This window comes from Pseudomonas sp. LBUM1641 (assembly GCF_059716235.1).
Map to the genome: position 1 here is coordinate 3,727,804 of NZ_CP166815.1, position 18,851 is coordinate 3,746,654.

Annotated in this window: 16 protein-coding genes; 9 read left to right on the forward strand and 7 right to left on the reverse strand. The window is 61.9% G+C overall.

Annotation, left to right across the window (positions count from 1 at the left end):
• Nucleotides 1-121 precede the first annotated feature (121 nt).
• The 3 genes from ACA046_RS16900 to pdxR form a co-directional block, all read right to left on the reverse strand.
• Complete coding sequence (locus ACA046_RS16900) at nt 122-691, reverse strand: GNAT family N-acetyltransferase (RefSeq protein WP_497677094.1); 570 nt, start codon at nt 689-691, stop codon at nt 122-124.
• 20 nt (nt 692-711) lie between these two features.
• Complete coding sequence (locus tag ACA046_RS16905; protein ID WP_497674446.1) at nt 712-2,967, reverse strand: Orn/Lys/Arg family decarboxylase; 2,256 nt, start codon at nt 2,965-2,967, stop codon at nt 712-714.
• Nucleotides 2,968-3,048: 81 nt separating this feature from the next.
• Nucleotides 3,049-4,422, reverse strand: coding sequence for a MocR-like pyridoxine biosynthesis transcription factor PdxR (pdxR, locus tag ACA046_RS16910; RefSeq protein WP_497674447.1), 1,374 nt, complete (start codon nt 4,420-4,422; stop codon nt 3,049-3,051).
• A gap of 134 nt (nt 4,423-4,556) precedes the next feature.
• On the opposite strand from pdxR, the gene ACA046_RS16915 reads away from it, so the two are divergent.
• The 5 genes from ACA046_RS16915 (at nt 4,557) to ACA046_RS16935 (ending at nt 10,736) form a co-directional block, all read left to right on the forward strand.
• On the forward strand, nt 4,557-5,033 hold the full coding sequence (locus tag ACA046_RS16915) for a carboxymuconolactone decarboxylase family protein (RefSeq protein WP_497674448.1): 477 nt from the start codon (nt 4,557-4,559) through the stop codon (nt 5,031-5,033).
• Nucleotides 5,026-5,466, forward strand: a complete 441-nt coding sequence (locus ACA046_RS16920) for a GNAT family N-acetyltransferase (protein WP_459028877.1) — start codon at nt 5,026-5,028, stop codon at nt 5,464-5,466. The genes ACA046_RS16915 and ACA046_RS16920 overlap by 8 nt, the downstream gene beginning before the upstream one ends.
• Nucleotides 5,463-6,086 (forward strand): FMN-dependent NADH-azoreductase, encoded by a 624-nt coding sequence (locus ACA046_RS16925; RefSeq protein WP_497674449.1) that lies wholly within the window; start codon nt 5,463-5,465, stop codon nt 6,084-6,086. The genes ACA046_RS16920 and ACA046_RS16925 overlap by 4 nt, the downstream gene beginning before the upstream one ends.
• Nucleotides 6,087-6,145: 59 nt before the next feature.
• Nucleotides 6,146-7,294, forward strand: coding sequence for a MalY/PatB family protein (locus tag ACA046_RS16930; protein WP_497674450.1), 1,149 nt, complete (start codon nt 6,146-6,148; stop codon nt 7,292-7,294).
• A 94-nt stretch (nt 7,295-7,388) separates the two neighbouring features.
• A complete protein-coding gene (locus ACA046_RS16935; RefSeq protein ID WP_497674451.1) occupies nt 7,389-10,736 on the forward strand; it encodes a hypothetical protein in 3,348 nt (1,115 codons plus the stop codon).
• A gap of 138 nt (nt 10,737-10,874) precedes the next feature.
• On the opposite strand, the gene ACA046_RS16940 is transcribed toward ACA046_RS16935, so the two are convergent.
• Nucleotides 10,875-11,090: a TOBE domain-containing protein gene (locus ACA046_RS16940; protein ID WP_003217010.1), complete on the reverse strand. Its 216-nt coding sequence runs from the start codon at nt 11,088-11,090 to the stop codon at nt 10,875-10,877.
• Between the two features lie 413 nt (nt 11,091-11,503).
• On the opposite strand from ACA046_RS16940, the gene ACA046_RS16945 reads away from it, so the two are divergent.
• From ACA046_RS16945 to ACA046_RS16955, 3 genes are read left to right on the forward strand one after another with little or no spacing between them, the layout of a single operon-like run.
• Entirely contained in the window at nt 11,504-12,475 is a 972-nt protein-coding gene (locus ACA046_RS16945; protein WP_459028869.1) for an aliphatic sulfonate ABC transporter substrate-binding protein, read from the forward strand.
• 10 nt (nt 12,476-12,485) lie between these two features.
• Nucleotides 12,486-13,319: an ABC transporter permease gene (locus ACA046_RS16950; protein ID WP_076013365.1), complete on the forward strand. Its 834-nt coding sequence runs from the start codon at nt 12,486-12,488 to the stop codon at nt 13,317-13,319.
• 2 nt (nt 13,320-13,321) lie between these two features.
• Nucleotides 13,322-14,035, forward strand: coding sequence for an ABC transporter ATP-binding protein (locus ACA046_RS16955; protein ID WP_459028867.1), 714 nt, complete (start codon nt 13,322-13,324; stop codon nt 14,033-14,035).
• A gap of 915 nt (nt 14,036-14,950) precedes the next feature.
• On the opposite strand, the gene ACA046_RS16960 is transcribed toward ACA046_RS16955, so the two are convergent.
• The 3 genes from ACA046_RS16960 to ACA046_RS16970 all read right to left on the reverse strand — a co-directional run bounded on the left by ACA046_RS16960 (nt 14,951) and on the right by ACA046_RS16970 (nt 17,435).
• A complete protein-coding gene (locus ACA046_RS16960; protein WP_497674452.1) occupies nt 14,951-15,886 on the reverse strand; it encodes a FecR domain-containing protein in 936 nt (311 codons plus the stop codon).
• Nucleotides 15,883-16,401 carry a sigma-70 family RNA polymerase sigma factor gene (locus ACA046_RS16965; RefSeq protein ID WP_459028863.1) on the reverse strand — a complete coding sequence of 173 codons (519 nt, stop codon included), beginning with the start codon at nt 16,399-16,401 and terminating at the stop codon, nt 15,883-15,885. The genes ACA046_RS16960 and ACA046_RS16965 overlap by 4 nt, the downstream gene beginning before the upstream one ends.
• Before the next feature lie 92 nt (nt 16,402-16,493).
• Nucleotides 16,494-17,435, reverse strand: coding sequence for a LysR family transcriptional regulator (locus tag ACA046_RS16970; RefSeq protein ID WP_497674453.1), 942 nt, complete (start codon nt 17,433-17,435; stop codon nt 16,494-16,496).
• A gap of 116 nt (nt 17,436-17,551) precedes the next feature.
• Between ACA046_RS16970 and ACA046_RS16975 the strand changes: the two genes are divergently transcribed.
• Nucleotides 17,552-18,847, forward strand: coding sequence for an MFS transporter (locus ACA046_RS16975; RefSeq protein WP_497674454.1), 1,296 nt, complete (start codon nt 17,552-17,554; stop codon nt 18,845-18,847).
• Nucleotides 18,848-18,851 lie beyond the last annotated feature (4 nt).

Genomic DNA, 18,851 nt, shown 5'->3' on the forward strand with positions numbered 1-18,851 from the left:
CCCACAGGGTTCGGGGAAGTCTGGGGGTTGGGTGTTTGATCGCAAGCACTCGGCTTGCGCAAATCGAATGCAGGAGATGCCTCGCTATAGCTCGGCAGCTCCTACAGTTGATCGGTGAAGCTCAGACCGCTTCCAGTTCTGTCTTGAACAACCGATACCAGAAAATCGCCACTTCACGGGTCTGCGGATCAATCCCGCGATAACGCAGGTGGTCGATCCCGCCCATCACATATCCGCAGCGCTCATACAACCGGCACGCACCGAGGTTGTTGTTCTGGGTTTCCAGCATCATCCCCGGCAGGTTTTTCTTGCGGCTCCAGAATTGCGCTACGTCCAGCAACGCCTTGGCCACCCCGTAGCGCCGCGCCGGCAGGATCACCGCCAGCTCGTCCACATGGGCAAAGCCGTTCCAGTTGGTGCTGACCACGATGTGCCCAACGGGCCGGTCATCGAGGTACGCCATGAACACGGCACTGTCGGCCGCGTCACGGAAGCTGGCGAATTCCTCGGGGTCGATGCCGTAGCATTTGCGGTACGGCACGATACGCTCCACCGCCCACTGGTCGACGCGCTTGCCCATTTCCGGCACACCGTAGGCGTTGACCTCAAAGCTGAAGTCGTTACCCCACACGTAGGCGTCAAATCCCTCATCAGCCACACGGACACTGAGACCCGGGTACTTCGGGTTCATTACAGCTTGCATAAACATTCTTAACCCTTGATGCAATCGACGGTGTAACAGCGACCATTGCCGTCATCTTCGTGTTGCAGTCCATGAACATCGGCGACAAAGCCGGGGAAACTACTGTCGAACGTCCTGGCAAACGCCAGGTAATCAATGATCGAGCGAGTCGACTCGGTGAACCGCTCACCCGGCATGATCAACGGAATGCCCGGTGGGTAAGGCACCAGCATGACTGCTGCAACGCGTCCTGGCAAAGCGTCGATGGACACCGCCTCGACTTCGCCCTTGACCAGCAGGTCGTAGGCGTCGGACGGTTTCATGGCGATTTCCGGCAAGACCGTATACATCCGCTTCAAGTGCTTGGCCGTGGCATTACTGCGGTAACAGCTGTGCAACTGGTCACACAAGTCCTTCAACCCCAGCCCTTGATACCGCGCCGGGCCCTGCTGAAACACCGAGGGCAAACAACTGGCGAGGCTCACGTTGGCGTCATAACTGCGCTTGAATTCCAGCAATTCGGTGAGCAGGGTACTCCACTTGCCTTTGGTGATGCCCATGGAAAACAGCACGAGGAACGAATACAGCCCGGTCTTTTCCACCACCAGCCCACGCTCCCAGAGGAATTTACTGACCACTGCGGCGGGGATTCCGCACTCGCTCAAGGCGCCGCCGGCGTTCAGGCCGGGCATCACCAGGGTGACTTTTATCGGGTCCAGCAGCACATAGTCTTCGGCGATATCACCAAAGCCATGCCAGTCGGCCTGGGGTTGCAGCAGCCAGTCCGCCGTCACCACCCGGTCAATGCCCGCCACCAGCGGCGGCTGCCAGATGGAAAACCACCAGTCTTCGGCGGCAATGTGCTGGCGCAGGTTGGCCAGGGCGCGACGAAAGCTCAGGGCCTCGTCAAACATCTCTTGCAGCAACGACCGCCCCGCCGGCCCTTCCATCATTGCCGACGCCACATCCAGGGACGCGATGATGCTGTACTGCGGCGAGGTGGAAATGTGCATCATGAACGCTTCGTTGAAGCGGTCGCGGTCGAGCTTGCGCGCCCCACCATCCTGCACATGGATCATCGACGCCTGGCTGAACGCCGCCAGCAGCTTGTGGGTGGAGTGCGTGGTGAACACCAGCGGGCTGTCGACCGTGCGCGAGGTACCCATGCCGTAGCGCCCGGCGAAGAACTCATGAAACGCCGCGTAGGCGTACCACGCCTCGTCAAAGTGCAGCACCTCGACACTGTTGCCCAGTTGCTGCTTGATCAGCTCGGCGTTGTAGCACAGGCCGTCGTAGGTGGAATTGGTGACCACTGCCAGCTTGACCTTGGCCGGTCGCCCTCGGGTCAGTGGGCTGGCCTCGATCTTGGCGCGGATCGACTCGGGGCTGAACTCGCTCAGGGGAATCGGCCCGATGATCCCCAGTTCATTGCGCTCCGGGCACAGGTACAGCGGAATGGCGCCGGTCATGATGATCGAATGCAGCACCGACTTGTGGCAGTTGCGGTCCACCAGCACCAGGTCATCCCGGCCAACCATCGAGTGCCAGACAATCTTGTTGGCCGTGGACGTGCCATTGATCACGAAGTACGTGTGATCCGCCCCGAAGTTGCGCGCCGCCCGGGCCTCGGCCTCGGCCAGCGGGCCGGTGTGGTCCAGCAGCGAGCCCAATTCCGGCACCGACACCGACAAGTCCGAACGCAGGGTATTTTCCCCGAAGAACTGATGAAACGCTTGCCCCACCGGGCTTTTGCGATAGGCCACGCCACCGCCATGGCCGGGGGTGTGCCAGGAATAATTCGAATCCGCCGTGTGCTGCACCAGCGCCTTGAAGAATGGTGGCAGCAGGCCATCCAGGTAAGCCCGCGCGGCTCGTGCGACTTGCCGCGCAAGAAACGGCACGGTGTCTTCAAACAGGTAAAGAATGCCCCGCAATTGGTTGAGTTCGCTCATGGCGTCGGCCGGGGCGTTTTCCAGGGTGACTTGCTCACCAAGGGCAAAGATCGGCAGGTTCGGCGCCCGCACCCGCGCCAGGCGGATCAGCTCCACCATGTTTTGCATCAGATGGGTATTTTCCCCGGCGCCCTCGGCGGCAATCAGCATGCAGGCCAGGCCGTGATGGGTCGAAGCCACCAGGCGGCCCTCAGCGTAGTCCACCGCCGAAAAGATACTGAAGCCCTCCTGTTCCAGCTCCCGGGCGATGCCCCGGACGCGGTCGCCGGCAACGGTGTCGGCCTTGATGTCGCGGTGTACGATCAGAACCGGGAACTTCAGGTCTTTGTACATGAGCGCTTGGCGTCCTGAGGGCTATGCCTTCAGGGTAGAAGCTCGGAGCGGATGTGGCGAATGAAGATGTTCAACCCGCCTTCATAAAGCCCTCCTGATGACCTCCCGCAACAGCAACGCCGCCTCCACCGCCTGCTGGCGTGTCGCCAGGTTGGTGAAACCCATCAACAGCCCTTGCTGGCGACCCGTTTCGATGCTCCAGCCAGACAGTGCCTGAATCCCCAGCCCCGCGTCGGCGGCCTGGGACGCAACCACCTGATCAGAGACCTCCACCCGCAACCGCGCCAACAAATTGATCCCGCCAGACTGCTCATCGACCTGCAAAAATGCCCCGCAATGGCTGTTCAACGCATCCACCAGAAAGCCGCGCCGCTGGGTGTAGAGCTGGCGCATTTTTTTCAGGTGGCGGGTGAAATGGCCCTGGTCGAGAAAGTCGGCGGTGGTGGCTTGCAGCAACTCGGCACTGCGGTTTTGCAGGACGCGGGCGCTGGCCTCGAAGACCGGGAGCAACGCCTGCGGCACCACCAAATAGCCCAGCCGCAACCCCGGGAACAGCATCTTGCTGAAGCTGCCCGAGTAAATCACCCGGTCCGCCGTGTCCTGGCTTTTGAGCGCCGCCAAGGGCTGGCCCTTGTAACGAAACTCACTGTCGTAGTCGTCCTCCACCAACCAGCCGCCATGGGTCTGCGCCCAGTCGAGCAGGCTACGGCGCCTGGTGGCACTGAGGGCGACACCCAGCGGGCTTTGGTGAGCCGGCGTGACAATCGCCAGCCGCGCCTTTGGAGCACGTCGTACGCCCTCCTCGACATCGAGCCCGTCACGGTCGACCGGCACCGGCACCAACTTCACCCCCAGGTGGCGCAACAACTGCCGCGCATGCAAATAGCCCGGGTCTTCGAACCAGCACTGCTGGCCTGCCATCTGCAACGCATCACACACCAGCGCGAGGCACACCGAGTAACCGGCACACACGAACACCTGCTCCGGCGAGCACTCCACACCACGGTACAACGCCAGGTATTGAGCAATCGCCACACGCAGCGACCGGGCACCGCGCACGTCACCCATGGCCAGGCTGTTGACGTCGACACGCCGGACCTGCCGGGTGACCAGGCGCGCCCATAACTTGCGCGGAAAGCTATCGAGTGCCGGCAAGCCCAGTTGCAACAGGCGCGGCGCAGAGGTCGGCGCCAAGGGCTGCGATTCGACCGTCAGCGACTTGATCGACCGCTGCGGCAGCGCATCGGCCACCACCGTTCCCGCTTGCCCGCGTGCCAGGAAAAACCCCTCGCTGACCAGCAACTGGTAGGCCGTCTCCACGGTGTCCCGGGCCACCTTCAGTTCCTGGGCCAGGCTGCGCACCGACGGCACCCGTTCGCCAGGACGCAGTTGGCCCTGATCAATGGCCTGGCGAAAGCGCCGGTAAATCTCCTGGTATTTGGGCAGTGACGACATCGTTATCCGGCTCACGCTGAATCAGCGCTGGAGTCTGATCTTGTCCCAACCCGCTTGTCCATTCTTGGCCCTATTGAGCCGGCGACCAGGCCGCCAAACTGACGGCATCACTTCACCACAGCAAGGAACACAGCATGCAACACCGTCTCGACTACGCCCAGACAGCGCCCGCCGGCTACAAGGCCCTTGGTTCGGTGCACAGCTACATCCACGGCTGCGGCCTGGAGAAGGAGTTGATTGACCTGGTGTACCTGCGGGTTTCGCAACTCAACGGTTGCGCCTACTGCCTGGACTCTCATTCCCGCGACCTGCTCAAACAGGGCGTGAGCCTGGAAAAGCTGATGCTGCTGGCCGCATGGCGCGAAGCCTTGCCGTTGTTCACCCCGCGTGAATGTGCCGCGTTAGCGTGGGCCGAATCGGTCACCCAGGTCGCACACACCGAGGTGCCCGACGAACACTATGCCGAGGCCAAGGCCCTCTTCGACGACAAGGAAATTGCCGACCTGACCCTGGCTATCGCCCTGATGAACGCCCTGAACCGCGTCGCCATCAGCTTTCGCAAAGTCCCTGCCGCCGTAAAAGCGCACATGGAGCACGGCAACCATGAATGACTCTGTTGAGTTTGTGCACATCGAAAGCGACGTCGACTGCCTGGCCTGCTTTGCCGTCATGCAGCAACTGCGGCCAAAGCTCGAAGACCCGCACGCCTTCGTCCAGCAGATCCAGCGCCAGCGGGAAACCGGCTACCGCCTGCTGGCCGCCCGGGAAAACGGCCAGGTGCTGGGTCTGGCCGGTTACCGCCTGACGGAAAACCTGCTGTATGGCCGCTTTATCTACGTCGATGACCTGGTAGTGGACGCGTCCCTGCAACGCCGACGCCTGGGCGAACGGCTGCTGGATCAGGTACGCCAGCACACCCGCCGCCTGGGTTATCGCTACCTGGTGCTGGACACCGGCATGCACATGGCCCTGGCCCAGCGCTTCTATTTCCGCCAGGGCCTGCTGCCGCTGGGCATGCACTTTTCCCAGGATCTGAGCCAATGACCCGTGCCCTGTTGCTGAGTTTCAGCCCCCACGGCAAGGCGGCCCAGACCTTCCGCCTGGCCCGCGCCCTGCTCCGTGAACAGGCGCCCGAGGCCGAAGTGGTCGAGCGCGACTACGGCGGCCAGGCCCTGCCACCGCTGACCCGGGAATACGCCAACGCACTGACCACGCCTGGCGGGCTCAGTGGCGCGGCAACGGCGCTGTCCGAGCAACTGATCGTCGAGCTTGAGGCTTGTGACCTGCTGATTATCTGCACCCCGGTGCACAACTTCACGGTGCCGGCAGCGCTTAAGTGCTGGATCGATCATGTGGTACGTATCCACCGCAGTTTCACCGTCAACCCGCAGTTTGAAAAAGTCGCCTTGCTCCAGGACCGGCCAACCTTTGTGCTGGTCAGTTCCGGAAGTTCGCGAAAAAACCGTGAACCCGACTTCCTCACGCCCTACCTGCAGGCGATCCTCGGCACCGTGGGCATCCGCACGGTGGAGTTCGCTTATTTGGGCGCCATGGTCCGTGGCGAAGCCGCCGTGCAGCGCAGCCTGGAACAGGCCCAACAGCAGTTGTCCGGGGCTTTTTACCGGCAAGCGGGAGCCCAAGCGGCAATCAGCTCTGGCGCGTAAAATTAATGGCGCTAGAATCAGCGCCATTTCCACGCCCGCCTCCCTGACACGAGCCCCCCATGAGCTTTGATTTCGACACGATCCACTCCCGCCTCGGCACCGGCAGCACCAAGTGGAGTCGTTACCCGCAAGACGTTCTGCCGATGTGGATTGCCGACATGGACATCGCCGCGCCACCGGCCGTGCTTCAAGCGCTGCACGAGCGCCTGGGTCAGCAGATCCTCGGCTACAGCGTGGCCTGCGATGGCGTGCGTGAGGCGATCGTCGCCGATTTGTGGGCCAAGTACGCCTGGCGCGTAAAGCCGAATGAGCTGCTGTTTTTGCCGGGTGTCGAGCCTGGTTTCAACATGGCGTTGCACGCGTTTGTGCAGCCCGGGCAACCGGTGGTGTTGCAAACACCCAACTACCGCCCGATTCGCCTGGCCCCTGGCCACTGGAACCTGCCGAAGATCGAACTGCCGTTTGAGTTGAGCGCCGAGGGCGAGTACCTCACGCCGTTGCCAGCGATGCGTGACGCACTCAAAGGTGCCGGCGCGCTGCTGTTGAGCAACCCGCACAACCCGATGGGCAAGGTCTTCCCCCGCGAAGAACTGCTGGCTGTGGCCACCGCCTGCCTGGACCAGGGCGCGTTGATCGTCTCCGATGAAATCCACGCCGAGCTGTGTTTTGACGGCCGTCGGCATATCCCCACCGCCAGCCTCAGCCCGGAAATCGCCCAGCGCACCATCACCCTGATGTCGGCGAGCAAGGCGTACAACGTGGCCGGGCTGAAGACCTGCTTTGCGGTGATCCAGAACCCCGAGATCCGCGAGCGCTTCAATAACGCCCGCTGCGGCATGGTCGACAGTGTCAGCCCGCTGGGCCTGGAAGCCACTCGTGCGGCCTATAGCGACTGCGGCGATTGGCTGCAAGCGCTGGTGGCGTACCTGCAAGCCAACCGCGATTACCTGCTGAACGCCGTGCAAACCCGCCTGCCTGGCGTGGTGATGCATGCGCCCCAAGGCACTTATCTGGCTTGGCTGGATTGCAGTGCCCTGGGCCTGGACGACCCGCAACAGTTCTTCCTCGACCAGGCGAAAGTCGGCCTCAGCGCCGGCCTGGAATTCGGCGATGACAGCCAACAGTTCGTGCGCCTGAACTTCGGCTGCCCGCGGGCCATGCTGGAAGAAGGCATTGCCCGCATGGAACGCAGCCTGCGTCACCGTTAAGGCGCAATTCACAACTTTTCGCAACGACCGCAGAACCCCTGCTGTTACTGTTTTTGCCGATCCGCCCCACCGGTAACAGCAGGAGTTCCATGGCATGACGACCCAGCCGCTCAACCGCTCGCCCGACCCCAAAGCCCTCCCCCTTACACCGCCCAAGTCCGGCGCGGCGTTCCATGTGCTGCTCAAGAACAGCGCCAATAACAAGAAGGTGGAGGCCGGCGACAAAACCGCGCAAGGGCTCGCTGCCAGCAAGGAACAAGGCTATGAACTGGCCGCCAAGGACGCCGCACCGCCGGCCAGCCTGGGTGACTACAAGGCCATCGGCCCGGCGGATGAAGTCGGCCCCGGCCTGATTCGTTATGAAACCCAGGACGGCAAGAAAGTCGTCGTCAGCGAAAAAGACAGCCCCGAGCTGTTCAAGCAAGTCAGTGCCGACTTCAAGGCACTGTCCGGCGTCAACGCCAGCGAAGCCGCCGGCTACCAGCGCCTGGGTGGCGATGCTACGGCCCCGGAAAAACTCGGCGACTACAAATCCCTCGGCCCGCCCGACGAAACCGGCCCCGGCGTGATTCGCTACGAAACCCAGGACGGCAACAAGTTCGTCATCAGCCAGCGAGACAACCCCGAGGCCTTCCAGAAAGCCAAGGAAGCCTATGAAAGCTTCACCGGACTGGGCAGTAGCGAAGACGCCGGCTACAAGCGCGCCAGCGACAACGAAGTGTGGCCGCCCTACGCCGGCACCACCGTAGGCCCCAAGGATGAAGTCGGTCCTGGCCTGATCCGCTTTGAAAGCAATGGCCAGAAAATGGTCGTGGCCCGCGACGACAACCCCAAGCTGTTCGACTACCTGGCGGGCCTGCATGAGGTCTACACCAACCCCGACAAAAAGGCCGCCGTGGAGTCCGCGCTCAACGACGGCTCGAGCCTGGCAGACGCCAATACCAAGCCGCCGGAACTGAATGACTACAAGGGCTTTGGCTGGATCGAAGGCCAGCAAGGCAACGTGCTGACCTATGAAACCCACGACGGCACCAAGGTCGTCGTATCGGCCGACGTCAGCCCGGAACTGTTCAAGAGCGTGGCCACCGCCCAGGACACCTGGAGCAAGATCCACAGCAGTGAAGACGCCGGCTACAAGCTGGCCGGGCCGAATGACTTCCTGAAAAACACCGACATCACCTTCGGCTCTCCCGACGAACTGGGGGACGGCCTGATCCGCTATGAAACCAGCGAAGGCAAGGTCATCGTCTCCAAGGAACTCAGCCCGCAGCTCTACGACGAAGTGGTTGCCAAGTGGGAAGCCTGGAGCGCCGGCACCGTCGACGAGACCCGCGCCAAGTACAACCTGCCGAGCAACGACGAGCTCGACGTGCTCAACCTCGACACCGGCGTGCATGCCGACAAGGACGACGACAAATCGCCGACCCAGAGCGTCAGCGAACTGGCCACCACCGAACTGATCGACACCTACCGCGCCGGCGTCAAGGACGGCTCGATTCCCAAGGACGACCCACGGGCCAAACTGGTCCGCGCCCTGGAAGCCCAGGCCGCCTACCAGAACGGCCATGGCATCACCGGCTACGAAGAATCCAAGCGCCCGTTCAACACCACCTGGCGCGAGTTCGATGACAAGCAGACCGAACTCACCTCCGCCGACATGCACGACATCATCGACGGCAAGGCGGTGCAGGAGCAGATCGGCGAGCTGTTCAAAGACCCGACCGTGCAGGCCGACTACAAGGCCAAGATGGACGACGCCATCAGCCACCTGCCCAACAAGGACGAGATCAAACAGAAGCTCCTCGACCTGACCAGCAACCCCGACTACGTGCTCTACCTCAAGGACCTGCAAAAACAGGGCAAGAGCCACGAAGCCCAGCAAGACCTGAGCAACACCCTCACGTCCCTGTCGTTGTTCGACCCGGAAGCCGCCACCAAGGCCGCGCAGAATATCCAGGCCGACGGTCTCACCACCGACCTCAACGAGATCCTGTCGGACCCGAGCAAGATCTCCGACGAAAACAAGGAACTGGCCACCAAGGACCTGTTCGGTCTGCTCAAGGGCGTGCTCAAGGGCAACCTGCTGGACCTGCCGCGCCGCAGCCAGGAAGTGCTGGAGAAATTCCTCAACGAGGGCCTGGAGGGCAAGGAGAAATCCTCGGCCGTGACCAAGGCCCTGGAAGAGCTCGGCGACGTCTATAAGAACAGCGGCACCATCAGCGAAGCCGACGTGAAAACCGCCCTGAGCAAACCGTATATCCCGGTGGCCGATCGCGGCATGCTCGGCGAAGTGTTCAACACCCTCAACAGCAAAGGCATCCTCGGCTCGATGGGCGCCGGCGTCAGCCTGTTCTCGGGGATTTACCAACTGGTGGGCAAAGGCGGCAAGCTCGGCGAAACCCCGGCCCAACGCATGACCATCGCCAAGGACTTCCTGAGTTTTGCCGGCGGCGCGAGCCACTTCGTCAAGCTCGGCGACAAGATCGGCGAAGCCCTGGGCAAAGGCGGCTTGGTGGACTTTCTCGGCCTGGACAAGACCTTGCCGGAAATCTGGGGCAAGGAAGGTGCGGCCGGCAAGGTGATCGACTTCAGCAAGCCCACCGAGATCGACTCAAAGGTCAGCAAGGAAATCGCCGCTGCGCTGGACGCGGTTCCTGACAGCCAATACGACGGCGTCGCCAAGCTGTTTGGCGAGGGCGACAAGGCGGTGACGGAAGCCACCGAAGGCCTCGCCACCCACCTGGATGACGGCCTTAAGGCTGCCGGCGCGGCCAAGCTTGGCGCCTCCCAATCGGCGAAGATCGCCGGTTCCGTGATCAAGGTGCTGGGCCCGGCGACAGACATTGCCGGTGGGTTCGCCGACATTGTGCTCGGCGCCCTGGCGATCAAAAGCGGCGTGGACAGCAAAGACCCCTTGGCTCAGGCAGCCGGTGGTTTGCAAGTGGCGGGAGGTGCATTCGGCGCGTCGGCCGGGGTATTGGGTGCCGCGGCGTTGTTTGGCGCAGGCACGGCGGCGGCGCTGACTGGTCCGTTGTTTCTGGTGGGTGTGGTATTGGCGGTGGTGGGCGGGATCATCGGTTACTTCGTCGACCACAACAAAAAACAGAAGGCCACCGAGAAAGAAAACGACTGGTACCGCGACCTGGCCGGCGACGGCTTGTTGCAGGACAACTGGGCGGACAAGGTCGAATACGCCCACTACGAAATCCACCACTACCACGGCCGCGACACGCCGACCGATGACAGCCTGTTCCGCTTCCAGCAATCGGAGTGGGAGCATTTCGACTCGACACCGCAAAGTGGCGGCTCGTCAAGCAACCGGCTGGATGGGGATTTGCACAAGGACTACAAGGACCCGAGTGAAACGCCCAAGGCACTGCCGGATGCTTCGGATGAGAAGCCGGGGTCGCGTCCATCAGGAGGCGGGCCTCGGCTCAACTAACCTTCCAACGGCTGTATGCAAAACAAAATGTGGGAGCGGGCTTGCTCGCGAATGCGGTGGATCAGTCACTGTAGATGTCGACTGTCACACCGCCTTCGCGAGCAAGCCCGCTCCCACTTTTAGATTGGGTTCACAACTTTACAGCTTGGCGATGGAGACTTCGGTCGACTTCACAAAGGCAATCACTTCACTGCCCACTTTCAATTCCAGGTCGCGCACCGAGCGGGTGGTAATCACCGACGTCACGATCCCCGACGCGGTTTGCACGTCGATCTCGGACACCACTTCACCGATCAGGATTTCCTTGATCACGCCTTTGAACTGGTTGCGCACGTTGATCGCTTTAATGGTCATGTCGGCTTTCCTTTGGTCTGTTGGGTCAATCCGCACGAATGCGCAGGCACTCAAAGTGCCCTATTCGTGAAACCAACAAAAGGAATATATAACTCTTTATTTATTCCATAAAAACATATGCAAGCTGTTGCGCAGCCAACAGTGATTCAACAAAGTGCCCGCCTCCCCACTCCCAACCACTCCCCCACGTAGCAGCTTTCGAGCCCAAGCGAGGCTGCGTTCGCGGTGTATCAGACAGACCGCTGACGCAGCCTCGCTTGGGCTCGACAGCTGCTACGTGGGGTGTTGCCCGGCACCACGAAAGACGCTGGCACAGAGACTGCATATTCCTATAACGCATGATGGAACATGCCATATGAATTTTCTGAATATAAGAAAAGCCTTCTCTTTCCCGCCTTGTCCGGAGCTGTTCCATGAAACCCTTCGTCAACACTTTGCTGGGCGCTTGCGCCCTCGCCTTCAGCCTGCAACCCCTCGCTCATGCGGCGGAAACCGAGCCTGCGCAAGTCAATCTGGACTACGCCTATTACTCCCCGGTAAGCCTGGTGCTCAAGCACTTCGGCTGGCTCGAAGAAGCACTGCCAAACACCAAGGTCGGCTGGGTGTTGAGCCAGGGCAGCAACCGCTCGCTGGAATACCTCAACAGCGGCGGCGTCGATTTCGCCTCCTCCGCCAGCCTGTCGGCCGTGTTGAGCCGGGCCAACGGCAGCCCGATCAAGTCGGTGTATGTGTATAGCCGCGCCGAGTGGACCGCACTGGTGGTACGCAAGGATTCAACCTTCAAGAGCGTCAGCGACCTCAAGGGCAAGAAAATTGCCGCCACCAAGGGCACGGATCCGTACCTGTTCACCCTGCGCAGCCTGCAAAAAGCCGGCCTGAGCAAGGACGACGTGGAACTGGTGCACCTGCAACACCCGGACGGCCGTACCGCCCTGGAGAAAGGTGATGTGGATGCCTGGGCCGGTCTCGACCCGCACATGGCCGCCAGCGAAATCCAGGCCGGTTCGCGCCTGCTGTACCGCAACAAGGACTTCAACAGCTACGGCGTGGTCAGCGTGACCGACAAGTACGCCAAAGAGCATCCACAGACCATCGCCAAGGTGCTCGGCGCCTATGAAAAAGCCCGCAACTGGGCGGTCAAACACCCTGACGAATTCGCCAAGCTGCTGGCTGACGAGTCCGGCCTGCCGCTGGACGTGGCCAAGCTGCAACTGTCGCGCACCGACCTGAGCAGCCCGTTGCTGACCGCGCAGGACGTGGTGTCGTCCAAGGCCGCCGCGCCGATTTTGGTGTCGGAAGAACTGGTGCGCCGTGGGGTGAATGTGGATCAGGTGATCGACCAACTGATCGACCCAAGCTTCGGCCAGGCTTTGCCTCGTCCATAAGGGGAGCGTCATGAGCAGCAAAAGCGAAACCCTGCCCGTCGCACTGGCGCCCGGCATCACCGTGCAACGCAGCACCTGGCCACGGCGGCTCAAGGGCCTGGCGTTGCCGGTGCTGATCCTGGTGATCCTCGAGGTGGTGGTGCGCATTGGCTGGCTGCCGTCCTACCAGATGCCGGCCCCCAGCGAGATCGCCGTGACCCTCACCGACCTCGCCGAAGGCGCGCTGTGGAAACACATCAGCGCCAGCCTGTTGCGGGTGCTGCTGGGGTTCGCCATTGGTGCCAGCCTGGCGTTGGTGTTTGCCGCCTGGGTCGGCTTGAGCCGCGAGGCCGAGGCGTACCTGGAACCGACCTTCGCCGGCCTGCGCTCGATCCCGAGCCTGGCCTGGGTGCCGCTGTTGCTGCTGTGGCTGGGCATTGATGAGACCTCGAAGATAGTGTTGATTGCCATCGGCGCGTTCTTCCCGGTGTACCTCAATGGCGTTGCGGCGATACGCGACATCGACCGCAAGCTGGTGGAAGTCGGGCAGATGTATGGCTTCAGCCGTACGCGCCTGGTGCGTCGCATCCTCTTGCCCGCCGCCCTGCCCGGTTTGTTCACCGGCCTGCGCAGCGGCTTGAGCCTGGCGTGGATGTTCCTGGTGGCGGCCGAGTTGATCGCCGCGACCAAGGGCTTGGGTTACCTGCTCAGCGATGGTCGTGAAACTTCGCGGCCTGACATCGTGCTGGCAGCGATCATCGTGCTGGCCTTGCTGGGCAAGATCAGTGACGGCCTGTTGGCCGCCCTGGAAAAACGCTGCCTGGCCTGGCGCGACACCTTCAACGGCCAAGGCCCGGAGCATTGAACATGAGTGAAGCGCTATTGGATATTCGCGTCGAGCGTAAGAACTTCGGCGCGACCACCGTACTGACCAACGTCCACTTGGCCCTGCAACCCCGGGAAGCGGTGAGCTTGCTGGGCCCCAGCGGCTGTGGCAAAAGCACTTTGCTGCGGATCGTTGCCGGGCTGGAAAAGGACTATCAGGGAGAACTGCTGCAAGGCGGTGGTGAGGTTGCATTTGTCTTCCAGGAGCCGCGCTTGATGCCCTGGCTGACGGTGGAGCAAAACATCGGCTTCAGCGATGACGATGGCTATGACAGGGCCTGGGTCGCGCAGTTGATTGATGAGGTGGGGCTTACGGGGTTTGGCCGGGCGTTACCCAAGGCGCTGTCTGGCGGGATGGCGCAGCGGGTGGCGATCGCTCGCGGGCTGTATTCGCGACCGCAGGTGTTATTGCTGGACGAGCCGTTCAGTGCGGTGGATGCGTTTACCCGCATGAAGCTGCAGGATTTGCTGCTGCAATTGGCTGATCATCATGGGATCGCCTTGCTGCTGGTGACTCACGATGTGGACGAGGCGCTGTACCTGAGTGACCGGGTGTTGGTGATGGATAACCGGCCGAGCCGTATTCGCCAGGAACTGGCGGTGGAGCTGGTGCATCCTCGGGATCGGCGGGATCCGCTGTTGGCACGGCTCAAGGCACTGGCGCTGACTGAGTTGCAGCGGGCGCATGTGATCTGACCAATGCACTGATCCGCTGGATTTGTGTTGGGGCTAAGTCAGGCTGGGGGGCATATCCGTTATTTAGGTGATGGCTGATATCGGTTCCGCTCTTACAGCGGCTCACTTTTGAAAAGCGCAAAAGTAAGCAAAACGCTCTTGCCCCACCACTCGGCACCTCGCTTGGGCTCGGTGTGCCCTCAGCTCCGGCAGCACGAAGCGGGCCGCCGCGACGGGGCGTCCCTGCCCCGTCGCGGCTAAACCGGCGTCCTGCCGGTTTACCCGCTCCGTACTGCCTACGTTCGGCCAGCGTGGTTTAACGGGGCGCCTAAGATCAAGATCAAAAGCAGATCAACAGCACAGCGGCCTACAGGCCGGCTTGAGTGTGGTGAAGCAACAGCCAAATCAGAAGCTAAAGCGGGCACGGTCCAAATGTGGGAGCGGGCTTGCTCGCGAAGGTCGTTAACGATGACGCTGGCATTCTGGATGAACGCGGCGGTCTCAGGTTTTTCGCGAGCAAGCCCGCTCCCACAGAAAAGCAGCTTTGCTTTCGCTCTGGATCTGGCCTCTGCTTCTAACACTCAAGCCGGCCTGTAGGCCGCTGTGCTCTTGCTTTTGATCTGCTTGTGATCTTGATCTGAGGCGCCCCGTCAACCACGATGGCCGCAAGCAGGCACGGTGGAGCGGGTAAATCGGCAGGGAAGCCGATTTAGCCGCGCCGGGCCATGGATGGCCCGTCGCGGCGGCCCGCGGAATCGGGCCGGAGTGCGGGCATGCCGAGCCCAGGCGAGGCACCGAGTGGTGGGGCAAAGACCTTTTGGTTACTTTTGGCTGGGCCGGCATTCCGGGCGTTTGCCAAAAGTGACCCGCTGTAAGAGCGGAACCATAAGCCGCCGTTACCTAAATAACGGATATGTACCCAGCTCACAGATCGCATCAAACAACCGCTTCAGGCGGCACCAACGTCACCCAATACCGCGTACGAAACCGCACCTCCAGCGCCATCGTCGACGCCAGCAACGCAAGAATACGATCCGTATCCGCCAACTGAAAACTCCCAGTCACCCGCAACGTCTCCAGGCTCGAGTCCCAACGCATCACCCCTGGCCGATACCGCTCCAACTCCCGCAAAAAATCACCCAACAGCTGGTTCTGCGCAGTCAGCACACCGTCGCGCCAACCCAATTGCAACGCATCAAACCCCACCGCAGCGCCCATCCCCGACGCCTGCAACCGAGCCTGCTGCCCACCTTGCAATATCGCCATCTGCCCACGCAGGTCCTGCACCTGGACTACACCCTTGAGCACCGACACCAAACACCCGGATGACAACTGCCGCACACACACTTCAGCCTGGCTGACGATCACCTGGCCATAACGCGTCTGCACCGTCAGCGCACCGCTCCCCGGCACCGTCAACGCCATCTCCCCTTCCACCAGCGTCACACGGCGCCGGGTCGCATCCACATCCACCGCACTCGCGGTATTCAATTGCAGGCTACTGCCATCCGCCAGCATCACCCGCCTGCGTTCACCGGTGGCAGTGTGCAAGTCGGCACGCCATGCATCGATCGGCAATTGCCGGCTAAGCAACCACGCGGCCGGCACCAACGCCGCCACCCCCAACGCACGCTTGAGCACCGCACGCCGCCCCGGTTGCGGGCGATCGAGGCTGGCCATGGCCAATGCCGGAGGCAAGTCGGTAAAACGCTGGCGCAGTAACTGGGCTTTTTGCCAGATCTGTTCGTGGTGAGGATGGCTGTCACGCCACTGCTGCAGGCTGGCATGGTCACGCTCGGTGGCAGTACCGGATTCCAGCAACGCCAGCCACTGTGCCGCCGCACGGGCAAGATCCGGCGCGGTACGGCTCACAGTTCCACCAGCAGGCAATGCTCATAGGCCTGGGCCATGTAGCGCTTGACCGTACGCTCGGAAACCTTGAGCCGCTCGGCGATCTCGCGGTAGCCCAGGCCTTCCAGCTGGCTCCAGAGAAACGCGCGGCGTACCACCGGTGGCAAACCATCGAGCAGCTCATCCAGGGCTTGCAGGGTTTCCAGCAGCAACCAGCGCTGTTCCGGTGACGGCACGCAAGCTTCCGGCAAGTGCATCAACGCATTGAGGTACGCCTGTTCCAGGCTGCGCCGCTGATGAAAATTCACCAGCAGCCGTTTGCCCACGGTCACCAGGTAAGCCCGGGGCTCCTGCAATTGCGCAATCGGCTGGGCGCTGGCCAGCACCCGCAGGAACGTGTCCTGGCTCAGGTCGGCGGCATCCCAGGCGTTGCCCAGACGGCGCCGCAACCAGCTTTCCAGCCAGCTGCGGTGGTCGCGGTACAAGCTGTGAAGACTCGGTTCAGTGAGGTGCGTCGGCAATACAGCATCATTCATGGCAAGTAACCTGCGCGGCGCGAGTCAGTCTCAAATGAGATTCATTCTATTTAATATCCCGCCGCCATACCACGTTCTTTTGCACAGCATGTTTAAAGCATCGCGGCCTTTTGCCTGAGCATGTCGATAAACACCCCCAGTTCGCGACTTACCGGGTCGCCCCGGCGCAGCAACATGCCGAACGGCGCAAGCTGTACCTCCAGCGCCACCGGCAGTGCGACCACCAGGCCCATTTTCAGGTAATCCCGCAGGGCACTTTCCGAGAGCACCATGATCGCGTCGGTCAGTTGAATCAGTTGCTGCATGGAATACACCGAGCTGCATTCGATGATGTCTGCCGGCTGAGGTAACGCAAGGCGTTGCAGCGCTTCATCGAAGCCAATGCGCGCCGGGCTGGTTTCCGGTTGCAGGATCCACGGCCAGTCGCTGACCAGCTCGGTCAGCGCCAGGTCATCACGCTGGGCCAGGGGATGGCCGGCGTGCACCACCACCAACAAACGCTCGTTGCCCAAGGGCTCGAAGGTGTAATGCTCGCTGTCGTTGGCGGCATTGCGCCGGGCGATGGCCAGGTCGATGCGGCCTTGTTCCAGCAACTGGATCACCTGGTCGCTGGTGTCGCCCATGATGCGAATGCGCAGTTGGGGATTGAGTGTCTTGATCTGGGCGATGGAGTCCATCACCAGGTCCGGGGCCGCGCCCATGATGGTGCCAATCGACAAGTAGCCATAACCGCCCTGTTGACGCGCCATCAAGTCTTCGGCGCAGCGGTCGAGGCCGCTCAGCGCCGACTCGGCAAAGCGGATCAACTCCTTGCCCAGCGCCGTCGGGCGCATGCCCCGGGGCAGGCGCTCGAACAGGTCACAGGCAAACATGTCCTCGATCTCGCGCAACATGCGCGTCGCCGCCGGCTGCGACATGTTCAGGCTTTGGGACGCACGGTGCAGGTTCTGGCTGGAACTCAAGGCCACCAGCATGTGCAGATGCTTGTAGCGCAGGCGGTTGAACAGGCTGCGGGAGATCAACGGACTACTCATTTTTATCCTTGTTATCGATACCCTGAGGTTATCAGTTGTAAGCGAGATTCGATTTGTAGCGCATGGATTGAGCGCCGTACAGTCCTTCCCATAAGAACAAAACACCGGACTGAACAATGAAGACCCTGCCCGCACCTCTGCTCGCCAAAATTTCCTGGCGGCTGCTGCCCTTCCTGCTGTTGATGTACATCATGGCCTTCCTCGACCGCGCCAACGTCGGGTTCGCCAAACAAGCCTTCCAGGCCGACACCGGCCTCAGTGACGCCGCCTTCGCCTTTGGCGCCGGGGTGTTTTTTGTCGGCTATGCGCTGCTGGAAGTGCCGAGCAACCTGATCATGCATCGCGTCGGTGCCCGCCTGTGGATGTGCCGGATCATGGTCAGTTGGGGCCTGGTGTCCGCCGCCATGATGTTTGCCCACAACGAAACCAGCTTCTACGTGTTGCGCTTTCTGCTGGGCGTGGCCGAAGCCGGATTCTTCCCCGGCGTGATCCTCTACCTCACCTACTGGTTCCCCTCCGCCGTGCGCGGCAAGGCCATGGGTTTCTTCTACTTTGGCGCGCCCCTGGCCTTCATCTTCGGCAGCCCGTTGTCTGGCTTGCTGCTGGAGTTGGACGGGTTCTCCGGACTGCACGGGTGGCAATGGCTGTTCGTGGTGGAAGGCCTGATGGCCACCGCGGTTGGCATCTGGGCCTATTGGTACCTCGACAACCGCCCCGCCGATGCCAAATGGCTGAGCGTTGCAGAGCGCCGCCAGATCCAGGACCTGCTGGACCGCGAAGACCAGCAAAAAACCTCCCACGGCCGCAGCCTGCTCACGGTGCTGTGCCAGCCCAGCGTGCTGTACCTGTGCCTGGTTTACCTGCTGATCCAGGCCAGCGTGTACGGCGTGGTGTTCTATTTGCCCACCCAAGTCGGCGGATTGCTGGGGACCAAGGTCGGCTTGATGGTGGGCCTGGTCTCGGCGATTCCCTGGATCTGCGCGCTGTTCGCCGCGTGGTGGATTCCCGGCTACTCCGACCGCACCGGCGAGCGCCGCAAAACCGCTTCCCTGACCCTGTTGATAGCCGCCGCCGGGATCGCCTGCTCAGTGACCTTCGCCAACCCGCTGCTGGGCATGCTCGCCCTGTGCTTTGCCGCCTCGGGCTTTATCGCCGTGCAACCGGTGTTCTGGACCTTCCCTTCCAGCTACCTCGCCGGCAGCGCAGCGGCGGCCAGCATTGCCCTGATCAACTCCTTCGGCGCCCTCGGCGGGTTTATCGCCCCGGTGCTGAAGAACTGGGCAGAAACCGCCTTTCACTCCCCTGCGGCCGGCCTTTACCTGCTGTCCGCCACCACCGTACTCGCAGCGTTGCTGGTACTCGGTATCCATTCGCCAGGCCAAAAAGCGACGAACACGCCGGCCACTGTTTAATCAA